This window comes from Stenotrophomonas maltophilia group sp. Smal12 (genome assembly GCF_037079935.1).
GTDB lineage: Bacteria > Pseudomonadota > Gammaproteobacteria > Xanthomonadales > Xanthomonadaceae > Stenotrophomonas > Stenotrophomonas sepilia.
This window is the reverse complement of the sequence record NZ_JBAWUK010000018.1, coordinates 42,279-52,267: the sequence shown is the minus strand read 5'-3', so window position 1 is coordinate 52,267 and position 9,989 is coordinate 42,279. Positions and strand designations below refer to the sequence as shown.

General features: G+C 67.3%; 8 protein-coding genes. 4 read left to right on the top strand and 4 right to left on the bottom strand.

Annotated features, from left to right (window positions below; genetic code table 11):
• Positions 1–119: 119 nt before the first annotated feature.
• The 4 genes from WDC87_RS10060 to WDC87_RS10045 form a co-directional block, all read right to left on the bottom strand.
• A complete protein-coding gene (locus WDC87_RS10060; RefSeq protein ID WP_227837566.1) occupies positions 120–2,417 on the bottom strand; it encodes a TonB-dependent receptor in 2,298 nt (765 codons plus the stop codon).
• Positions 2,418–2,619: 202 nt separating this feature from the next.
• Positions 2,620–3,360: an acetoacetyl-CoA reductase gene (gene phbB / locus WDC87_RS10055; RefSeq protein WP_188240619.1), complete on the bottom strand. Its 741-nt coding sequence runs from the start codon at positions 3,358–3,360 to the stop codon at positions 2,620–2,622.
• A 24-nt stretch (positions 3,361–3,384) separates the two neighbouring features.
• Entirely contained in the window at positions 3,385–4,713 is a 1,329-nt protein-coding gene (locus WDC87_RS10050; RefSeq protein ID WP_088497414.1) for a CitMHS family transporter, read from the bottom strand.
• A gap of 75 nt (positions 4,714–4,788) precedes the next feature.
• Entirely contained in the window at positions 4,789–5,928 is a 1,140-nt protein-coding gene (locus WDC87_RS10045; protein ID WP_188241077.1) for a porin, read from the bottom strand.
• A gap of 242 nt (positions 5,929–6,170) precedes the next feature.
• On the opposite strand from WDC87_RS10045, the gene WDC87_RS10040 reads away from it, so the two are divergent.
• Genes WDC87_RS10040 through WDC87_RS10025 form a run of 4 tightly spaced genes read left to right on the top strand, consistent with a single transcriptional unit; the run spans position 6,171 to position 9,975 of the window.
• On the top strand, positions 6,171–6,860 hold the full coding sequence (locus WDC87_RS10040) for a response regulator transcription factor (protein ID WP_005419188.1): 690 nt from the start codon (positions 6,171–6,173) through the stop codon (positions 6,858–6,860).
• On the top strand, positions 6,853–8,244 hold the full coding sequence (locus WDC87_RS10035; RefSeq protein ID WP_088497405.1) for a sensor histidine kinase: 1,392 nt from the start codon (positions 6,853–6,855) through the stop codon (positions 8,242–8,244). Before WDC87_RS10040 ends, WDC87_RS10035 begins: the two co-directional genes overlap by 8 nt.
• Positions 8,241–9,296: an ABC transporter substrate-binding protein gene (locus WDC87_RS10030; protein WP_252745078.1), complete on the top strand. Its 1,056-nt coding sequence runs from the start codon at positions 8,241–8,243 to the stop codon at positions 9,294–9,296. The genes WDC87_RS10035 and WDC87_RS10030 overlap by 4 nt, the downstream gene beginning before the upstream one ends.
• A gap of 28 nt (positions 9,297–9,324) precedes the next feature.
• Positions 9,325–9,975 carry a response regulator transcription factor gene (locus tag WDC87_RS10025; protein WP_005414428.1) on the top strand — a complete coding sequence of 217 codons (651 nt, stop codon included), beginning with the start codon at positions 9,325–9,327 and terminating at the stop codon, positions 9,973–9,975.
• The last annotated feature ends 14 nt before the right edge of the window (positions 9,976–9,989 follow it).

Sequence of the window (9,989 nt, the reverse complement as noted above, 5' to 3'; positions counted from 1 at the left end):
CGTGAGGCGCATGGATGGGCCGACCGAGCCTACATGGACGTACTTGCGGCGTGTCCTGCCTCGGCCCGTCCCACCTCGCCCCGCTGCGGTACTGATGCGCCGCAGCGCCCGCTTTTGACTTAGAACTCCGCCGCCACCGTCATGAACAGCTGCCGCGGTGCGCTCGCATGGATCGCATAGCGCGTGCCCTTCGGATCGGTCGGTGCGAACGAGCTCAGCTGGCCGGCGTAGCGCTTGTTGGTCAGGTTGGTCGCATTCAACGACACCCGAATGTTGCGCAGGCCCAGGCCCGGGCCGAAGTCGTAGCCTGCACCGGCGTCGAAGGTGGTCACGCCCGGCACCGACTGGTCGTTGGTGTAGGTGTAGTAGCGTTTGCCGGTGTACTTGGCACGCAGGCTGGCGAAGAAGCCATCGCGATTCCAGCTGATCTCGCTGGAGGCCATGCGCTGCGGCGTATCCACCGTGATCTTGCCGGCCACCGGCACGATCGCGCCGCCCGAGGTGTAGTCATCCTCGTAGGTGGTCTTGTTCCAGGACAGCGCGTTGTACCACTGCAGGCCGTCGATCGGCTTGAGGATGAAGGTCAGTTCCGCGCCGTGGCTCTTTACCGAACCGACGTTGATGAAGCGCGTCACGCACTCCGGACGCGTGCCGACTTCGATGCTCGAGCACGGGTTCAGCGACAGCAGGCGGTTGTCGAATTTCACGTTGTAGGCGGCGATCGAGGCCTGGTACTTCTCGCCGAAGGTACGGAAGCCGGCTTCCAGGCTCTTGGACTTCTCCGGTTCCAGCCCGGCGCTGGCCGCGAACGATTCCGGCGACACCTGCAACGGGCCACCGCTGCCGCCACCGACAAAGGCGGCGATGTTCTCGGCGTACGAGGCGAACAGTTCATTGTTGGCGTTGAGCTTGAAACCCAGGCCCACCTGCGGCAGCACCGACTTCTTGGCGGTCAGCGTGCCCGAGGCGATGCTGGTTTCCACGCCCGGCTGGGCGGTGGCGCGCATGCGGGTGTTCGGGCTCTTGATGCCCACGTCCACGGTCAGGCGCTGGTCCAGGAAGCGCATGCGGTCCTGCACGTAGAACTGGCGCGTGCGGATGTCGAAATCCTGGTTGAACAGCAGGCGGTCCGGGTTCTTCAGGTACAGGTCGTCCAGGAACGGGCCGCTGATGTAGTAGAAGTTGCGCGACACGTTGTGGTCGTTCTGCTCGTACCACAGGCCCGCCTCCAGTTCGTGGATGCCCACCGTCCACGACAGCGCGGCGGTCACACCATCGCGGTTGATCGTGTAGTTGGTGCTGCGGATCGAAATCGGCAGCATCCTGTCGGTGCCCGGGTAGGACGGCTGGCCCGGTGCCCACCAGTGGCCCTGGCCACGGTTGTCGTGGTGGTAGGCCAGCAGCTTCAGGCGGCCCTGCTCGCCCAGGCGCAGGTCGGCATCGACCGAATAAAGGTTGTCGTCGCGCAGTGCACGGCTCTGGTAGTACGCATCGTCGATGCTGTTGACGCCGCCGCTGAACCTGCAGCGCGCCTTGTTGTAGGTGCCCGGCGCGCAGTACGCGGCGGCGACGGCGCGATCCCAGTCCGGCGCGTAGATGTTCCAGTCATAACCCAGGCCGCGGGCCAGCATGTCCTTGGACAGGTAGGCGTAGTTGGCCTGGCTGGCGCGCGAGGTCGCCACGAACGCACCGAAACGGTGGTCGCCGACATTCCACACCGCCTTGGCGTTGAACTGGCGGGTGGTCTGGTTCTGGTACGGCGCGGCCCACATGTCCTGGTCCTGGTGCACGCCGGACACATAGGCCGAGAAGCCGTTGAGGTCGCCGGTATCCACGCGCAGGTAGCCACGGCGCTGGTTGTTGTCGCCGACGGTGACGCTGGCACGGCCACCGAATTCAGTGGACGGGTCCATCGAGAAATACTGGATGGTGCCGCCCAGGTTGCTGGTCGAAGCCACGCCCAGCGAACCGATGCCCTGCGACAGCTCGGCACCGGCCAGGTTCTCGGCAATGATCGCGCGGGCAATGCTCAGGCCGTTGTAGTTGCCGTAGCTGTTGTCACCCAACGGGATGCCGTCCAGCGTATAGCCGAGGCGGCTCTTGTCGAAGCCGCGCAGGCTGATGGTCTGCGATTCTTCGTTGGCGCCGAAGGCATCGTTGGACTGCACCGACACGCCCGGGAGGCGGTCGAGGATTTTCTGGCCACTGGTGCCCGGCGGCAGCACCTGCTTGTCGACGGTGGCGATGCGCTGCACCTGGCGGGTCTCGCCCTGGCCGATCACGGAGACGGTATCCAGCGTCTGCGCGCTCAGCGCGGCATCGGTGCTGGCGCCGGTATCGGCGGCGGTGGCGGCATGGGCGCTGGTGGCGGCGGAGAGCGCGATCGCCACGGCGATCGTCAGGTGTCGGGTCTGCATGGTGGTCCGTTGCATGGGGGATGGTCACCGGCACACGTGCGCGGTGCATGGCCACTATGCGAACGGAACATGAAACCTTCTTTACGAGAAACCAACGAACGACGCAGGCCCCCGTGCGTGTCCTGCAACCCGATAGAAAAAGGGGCCGGATCCCCCTCGCGAACGAAGATTCACCGGCCCCGCGCACTCCGTGGGGGAGGGCTCAACCCATGTACAGGCCACCGTTGACCGGATAGTCGGCACCGGTCACGTACGAGGCTTCATCCGAGGCCAGCCACGCGCACAGGCCGGCCACTTCCTCGGGCCGACCCAGCCGGCGCACCGGCACCGAGGCGGCCAGCCGATCCAGTACATCCGGCGGGAAGCTGCTGATCGCCTGGCTGGCGATGTAGCCTGGCGACAGCGTGTTGACAGTGACCCCGCGCGAGGCCACTTCGGCGGCCAGTGCACGGCTGAAACCGTGCATCGCGGCCTTGGCGGTGGCGTAGTTCACCTGGCCGATCTGGCCCTTGTGGGCGCTGACCGAACCGATGTTGATGATGCGACCCCAGCCGCGCGTGGCCATGCCATCGACCACCTGCTTGGTCAGGTTGAACAGCGCATTGAGGTTGGAGGCGATCACCGCGTTCCAGTCTTCCACCGTCATCTGCCGGAAAAGAAGGTCGCGGCTGCCGCCGGAGTTGTTGACCAGCACGTCCACTTCACCGACTTCTGCACGGACCTTGGCGAACGCGGCGCTGGTCGAGGCCCAGTCGGTGGCGTTGCCTTCGGAGGCGATGAAGTCGAAGCCCTGTTCGCGCTGCTCGCGCAGCCAGTTGGCCTTGCGCGGCGAGCTGGGCGCGCAGCCGGCGACCACGGTGTGGCCGCTGCGGGCCAGGCTCTGGCAGATGGCAGTGCCGACACTGCCCATTCCACTGGTGACGTAAGCGATTCGAAGCGTCATTGCAGAAGGCTCCTTGGTAAAGGGTCAGGCGGCGAGGGGATACAGGCCGAACAGCAGGCTGCCGATCATCAGCAGCATCGAGATGGCGATGGCCCACTTCAGGGTGAACTTCTGGTGGTCGGCGAATTCGACCTTGGCCAGGCCCACCAGCAGGTAAGTGGACGGCACCAGCGGGCTGAGCAGGTGCACCGGCTGGCCGGCCAGCGAGGCACGCGCCATCTCCACCGGGGTGATGCCGTAGTTGCCGGCGGCCTCGGACAGGATCGGCAGCACGCCGAAGTAGAACGCGTCGTTGGACATGAAGAAGGTGAACGGCATCGACGCCACGGCGGTGATCACCGCCAGGTACGGGCCCCACGACTCCGGAATCACCGCCAGGAAGCTGTGTGACATCGCCTCGACCATGCCGGTGTTGTTGAGGATGCCGGTGAAGATGCCCGCGGCGAAGATCAGCGACACCACCGACAGCACGTTGCCGGCGTGGTTGACCACGCGGCGGCGCTGCTCGGCCAGGTTCGGGTAGTTGATCACCAGGGCGATGGCGAAGCCGACCATGAACAGCACCGGCATCGGCAGCACGCCGATGATCAGCGCGGTCATCAGCGCCACGGTCAGGGCCAGGTTGACCCACAGCAGCTTCGGGCGCTTGATGTCCTCGGCGTCTTCCACGGTCGGCAGCGGGTTGCTGTCGTCGGACACGCTGTTGTCCACCCAGCTGCCGCCCTTGGGCAGGGTCACCACGCCAAGGCGACGGCGTTCCTTCAGGCCCAGGTACCAGGCCAGCAGCAGCACGCCGGCACAGGCGATCACCATCGACGGGATCAGCGGCACGAACACATCGGCCGGGTCCACGTGCAGCGCGGTGGCCGCGCGTGCGGTCGGGCCGCCCCACGGGGTCAGGTTCATCACGCCGCCGGCCAGGATGGTCACGCAGGTCATGTTCAGCGCGTTCATGCCGAGGCGCTGGTACAGCGGCAGCATCGCCGAGACGGTGATCATGTAGGTGGTCGAACCGTCGCCATCGAGCGAGATCAGCATCGCCAGCACCGCGGTGCCGAGCACGATCTTCATCGGATCGCCCTTGACGAAGCGCAGGATCACCCGTACCAGCGGATCGAACAGGCCGGCGTCGATCATCACCCCGAAGTAGAGGATGGCGAACATCAGCATCACGCCGGTCGGCGCGATCTTCTTGATGCCCTCCAGCATCATCTCGTCGATGCCGGCACCGAAGCCGCCGATCAGCGCGAACAGGATGGGGATGGTGATCAGGGCCACCAGCGGCGACAACCGCTTGCTCATGATCAAGTACATGAACGTAATGACCATGCCAAAGCCGAGGATGCTCAGCATCATCTGCGGACTCCTTGCGAAAACAGGATGTGGGGGAGTGGAAGGGGGCCGGGTGGTTTGCCCGGCACAGCTGGCTTAGAAGTCGTACTGCAGGCGGCCGGTGACCGCGCGCGTGCGGTCCACCGTGACCCCGGCCAGGCGGTCGCGATTGCGGCTTTCGATCACGTTGAGCATGAAGCGCAGGTTGTCGCGCAGGTACCAGTTGCCACCCAGCGTCCACGCTTCAGTGCTGCCACGGCGCAGGTCCGGCGCGCCATCGAGGTGCTGCGCGCCCCACATCTGGTCGTAACGCAGCGCCACTTCGAAGGCCCCAGCCTTGTGGCGGATGTCCTTGACCCGTGCGAAGCGGCCGGTCTTGCGGTCGTAGGCACGGCTTTCGCCGGTGACGAACCAGCTGAGCATGCCGTAGGCCGCCATCACGTCGCCGCGCTGGGCGCCATCATCGAAGGTGGCGCCACTGAACTCGCCCTGCCACGACAACGGGCCGCGCACCTGCGCGTATTCCAGCGACCACTTGTTGACGTCGGTATCGCGGCCGGCGGAGAAGTCGACCAGGGTCAGGCGGCTGTTGTCGGACAGGTGGCCGGCCGGGCGCGGGCGGATACGCAGGCCGGGCACGCCGTTGGCCCCCGGGTTGTCGTAGGCCTCGCGGGCCAGCGACAGGCCCAGGTGCAGCACGTCACCGTCGCTGGGCGAGGGCGCCCAGGTGACGCGACCACCCGCCGCGCGGCCCTTCACCTGCCAGGCGTCGATGCTCTCCAGGCTGTAGATGCTGGCCGCCCAGGTGAAGTCACCCGGGTTGGCCTGCCAGGACGCACCCAGGCGGTACAGCGGCGCCAGCGTGGTGCCGGCGTTGCCGCGCTCCAGGAAGCTGCCGTAGTTGGAGCTGGTACGGTCATCCAGCGAGAAGTACTGCTTGAACTGGCCCACGGTCAGCTTGCCGGCCTTGCCGAAGCTGCGTGCCAGATAGACATCCTTGGCCTCGACGCGGTCGCCGGAGAAATCGGCTTCCAGCTTGTAGTCGACCACGAAGAACTTGCCCGACACGTCCAGCCAGGCGCGGCGGACCTCGGTGTCGTCCTTGTTCGGGGTGCCGCGGTTGTCGTTGTCGAAGGTGGCGAAGTCCAGGTGCAGGCGGCCACCGAGGATGGCGGTGACCGGGCGGTCGTCTTCGGCAGCGAAGGCCGGCGCCGACAGGGCAGCCAGCGCCATCATGGCGGCAGGACGCCGCCAGGCAAACGTGAATTCCACAAACCCTCCCAGGTGCGCGCCAGGCGCGCGGCAATCGTGGGCACCGGACGGTGCGCGGCCGCAGTCTGGGTCGGGCAAGCTGTCATCGTCCTGTCAGCGGTTTGTGCGGTGCAGCGAAAAGCGTGTCGTCGATCTCGCCGTGCCGTGCCCGGCAAGCGCGGCGGCGGCATGCGGTAGCATTCGGTTCCCCTCCCACCCGTGTGCCCATGCGCCTGCTGCTGGTCGAAGACAACCCGGATCTGGCCGATGCGATCATCCGCCGGATGCGCCGTAGCGGGCACGCTGTGGACTGGCAGGCTGATGGCCTGGCCGCCGCCAGCGTGCTGCGCTACCAGAGCTTCGACCTGGTGGTGCTGGACATCGGCCTGCCCAAGCTCGATGGCCTGCGCGTGCTGGCCGGCATGCGCGAGCGCGGTGACAGCACGCCGGTGCTGATGCTGACCGCGCGCGATGGCATCGAGGATCGCGTGCAGGCGCTGGATGTCGGTGCCGACGATTACCTGGGCAAGCCATTCGATTTTCGCGAGTTCGAAGCGCGCTGCCGTGTGCTGCTGCGGCGTGCGCGTGGCCAGGCCAGCGAAGTGGTGCAGATCGGCGGCTTCCAGTTCGACAACGCTGCGCACCGGGTCAGCCTCGACGGCGAACCGATCGAACTGCCCAACCGCGAGTACCGCCTGCTGGAGATCCTGGTCGGGCGCCTCGGCCAAGTGGTCGGCAAGGATGAGATCGGCAACGGCCTGTTCGGTTTCGATGACGAAGCGGGCCCGAATGCCATCGAGTTGTATGTTGGCCGCCTGAGAAAGAAGCTGGCGGGCGCACCGCTGCGCATCACCACGGTGCGCGGTGTCGGCTATCTGCTGGAGGCCAGCGATACCCATGCCGACGCCGATGGCTGACGCGCGCGCTGCGACTGCGGCGCCGGGTTCGCTGCGGCGAACGCTGCTGCTCTATCTCGGCGTGCTGCTGGCGGTGTTCGCAGTGGCCCTGCTGTTCGCCGCGCGCGATTACGGCCAGCGCGCCGCCAATCGATCCTACGATCACCTGCTGGTGTCCTCGGCGCTGTCCATTGCCGATTCGGTGGCCCTGGTCGATGGCCAGTGGCAGGTCGATCTGCCGTATGCGGCGCTGGACCTGCTGGCGATGGCGCCCGAGGACCGCGTGTTCTATCGCGTGGCCGACAGCCGCGGCACCCTGATCACCGGCTACGGCGACCTGCCGGCACCGCCGCGCCGGCCCGGTACCCAGCCGCAGCTGTTCGATGCCACCTACAGCGGCGAGACCGTGCGCTTCGTGGTGGTCAGCCGCAGCTTCGCCGCCGCCTCGGCGCAGGGCGAGGTGCAGGTCCAGGTCGGCCAGACCCGGCGTGCGCGTGAAGCGGTCGCGCAGGACATGGTCAATCGCGCGTTGCTGGCGATCGGCGTGCTGTCCGGGCTGCTGCTGGCACTGGTGGCGTTCGGCGTGCATCGCGCATTCCGGCCGCTGGTGCGGGTGGAGCGCGAGCTGTCGCGACGGGAGCCGTCCGACCTGAAGCCGCTGGATGCCCGCGTTCCGCGCGAGATGGACCAGATGGTGGCGGCGCTGAACCGCTTCATGGAACGCCTGTCCAGCAGCAACGAGACACTGCGCGCGTTCATGGCCGAGGCTGCGCACCAGATGCGCACGCCGCTGGCTGCGTTGCGCGCACAGGCACAGCTGGCGCTGGATGATGACGATCCGGAGGACATGCGGCGCAGCCTGCAGGCGATCGAGCGCAACGCCACCCATATGAGCCGGCTGCTGAACCAGCTGCTCAGCGATGCCAGCGTGATCCATCGTTCGCATCTGCAGCGCTTTGCAGCGGTGGACCTGGCCGAGACCGTGCACCAGGCCCTGCATGAAGCGCTGCCGCAGGCAGGGCCGGCGCCGCGCGTGCAGTTGGCGATGACCGCCGAACCGGCATTGGTGCACGGCGATGCGCTGCTGCTGCGCGAGGCGATCAAGAACCTGGTCGACAACGCACTGAAGTACGGTGGTGACGGCGACTTGCAGATTGCCCTTACCGTGGAAGGCGAGCAGGCCGTGCTGACCATCGCCGACCACGGCGCAGGCATCGCCCCGGCCGATGCCGAGCGCGTATTCGAGCGTTTCGCCCGTGGCGAAGGTGCGCCCTCAGGTGGTGCCGGGCTGGGCCTGGCCATCGTCAAGCGCGTGGTCGACAGCCATGGCGGCCGCATTGACCTCAGCAACCGCCCGCAGGGCGGGCTGGTCGCCACCATCCGCCTGCCCCGGAGCAGTCCATGATCCGCTTGTTCGCGACGGCCGTTGCCCTGCTGCTGGCCCTGCCGGTGTTGGCCGCGCCCGGCGATGTGCGCCGTTTTCCCGCACAGGGCGCGGCCACCGCGCAGTTGCGCATCCACGGCACCACCGACATCGAAGTGTTCGCGGTGGTCATCGCCGACTACCAGCGCCTTCACCCCGGCACCGAAGTGGTGTACGAGGACATCATCACCCAGGACCTGTACGCGCGTTACCTGCACGACCGTGGCGGGCCGGCATCACCGGACCTGCTGATCTCCAGCGGCATGGACCTGCAGACCAAGCTGGTCAACGATGGCCATGCGCTGCCGCACCGCTCGGCGCAGACCGCGGTGCTGCCGGCGTGGGCGCAATGGCGCAACGAGGCATTCGGCATCAGCTACGAGCCGGTGGTGATGGTCTACAACACCCGCGCACTGCCGGCGGCGAAGGTGCCGCACACGCGCCGCCAGCTGCTCGACCGGCTGCGTGCTGAAGGTGCACCGCTGCGCGGCAAGGTCGGCACCTATGACATCGAGCGCAGCAGTGTCGGCTACCTGCTGGCGACCCAGGACGCGCAGCGCGGCAGCATTGCCGGCGCGCTGCTGGGCGCGCTCGGCGACAACGACGTGGTGCGCGAGGAGCGTACTGGCGTGCTGCTGGACCAGGTGGCCAGTGGCCAGCTGTCGCTGGTCTACAACGTGCTCGGCTCCTACGCGCAGGCACGTGTCGATGCCGGCGCGCCACTGGCCATCATCGAGCCCGAGGACTACACGCTGGTGGTGCTGCGCACCGCAGTCATCCCGCGCACCGGCCCACACCCGGAAGAAGCGCGGCGCTTCCTCGATTACCTGCTGTCGCCGCGTGGCCAGCAGGTGCTGTCGCGCGAAGCGCGGCTGATGCCGATCGTGACCGGCAACGCACGCGGTGACGATGCGCCCGGCCGCAGCCGCCGTCCGATCCAGCTCGGACCGGGCCTGCTGGTGTACCTGGACGCGCTCAAGCGTCGCCAGTTCCTCGATGCCTGGCGCAGCAGCGTCGAGCCGGCCGGGCGCTGAGGCGGCGACCTGCCCGTACAATGGCGGTATGAGCGAATACACCATCCTGATCGCCGATGACCACCCGCTGCTGCGTTCGGCGGTGGTGCAGTCCTTGCGGCAGAGCCTGCCATTGGCACAGGTGCGCGAGGTTGCGAGCGCCGAGGCGCTGGCCGAGGCACTCGACGCGCATCCCGATGTGGACCTGGTGCTGCTCGACCTGACCATGCCCGGCGCACACGGTTTTTCCGCGCTGCTGCACGTGCGCGGCTCGCATCCGGACATTCCGGTGGTGATCCTCTCGTCCAACGACCATCCGCGGGTGATCCGCCGTGCCCAGCAGTTCGGCGCGGCTGGTTTCATCCCGAAGTCGGCCCCGGCCGAGACCATCGGCGAGGCCGTGCAGGCGGTGCTCGACGGCGGCCTGTGGTTCCCGGCGATGGCCGCCGAGCGCTCGGAGGCCGATGCGCTGCTGGCCAGCCGCCTGGCCCAGCTGACCCCGCAGCAGTTCCGCGTGCTGCTCTGCCTGGCCGATGGCCTGCTCAACAAGCAGATCGCCTACACGCTGGGGCTGGCTGAGAACACGGTGAAGGTGCATGTCACCGCCATCCTGAAAAAACTCGAGTGCCATAGCCGCACCCAGGCCGCGGTGCTGGTGAAGGCGCTGGAGCCTGAAGGCGACGCCGGCATCGGGCTGTAGTTTCCAGCCAACGG

What these genes read in the sequence shown, in the direction of transcription:
- WDC87_RS10060 (WP_227837566.1), bottom strand. Translation starts at nt 2,417, where the DNA reads ATGCAGACCCGACACCTGACGATCGCCGTGGCGATCGCGCTCTCCGCC.
- phbB (WP_188240619.1), bottom strand. Translation starts at nt 3,360, where the DNA reads ATGACGCTTCGAATCGCTTACGTCACCAGTGGAATGGGCAGTGTCGGC.
- WDC87_RS10050 (WP_088497414.1), bottom strand. Translation starts at nt 4,713, where the DNA reads ATGCTGAGCATCCTCGGCTTTGGCATGGTCATTACGTTCATGTACTTG.
- WDC87_RS10045 (WP_188241077.1), bottom strand. Translation starts at nt 5,928, where the DNA reads ATGATGGCGCTGGCTGCCCTGTCGGCGCCGGCCTTCGCTGCCGAAGAC.
- WDC87_RS10040 (WP_005419188.1), top strand. Translation starts at nt 6,171, where the DNA reads ATGCGCCTGCTGCTGGTCGAAGACAACCCGGATCTGGCCGATGCGATC.
- WDC87_RS10035 (WP_088497405.1), top strand. Translation starts at nt 6,853, where the DNA reads ATGGCTGACGCGCGCGCTGCGACTGCGGCGCCGGGTTCGCTGCGGCGA.
- WDC87_RS10030 (WP_252745078.1), top strand. Translation starts at nt 8,241, where the DNA reads ATGATCCGCTTGTTCGCGACGGCCGTTGCCCTGCTGCTGGCCCTGCCG.
- WDC87_RS10025 (WP_005414428.1), top strand. Translation starts at nt 9,325, where the DNA reads ATGAGCGAATACACCATCCTGATCGCCGATGACCACCCGCTGCTGCGT.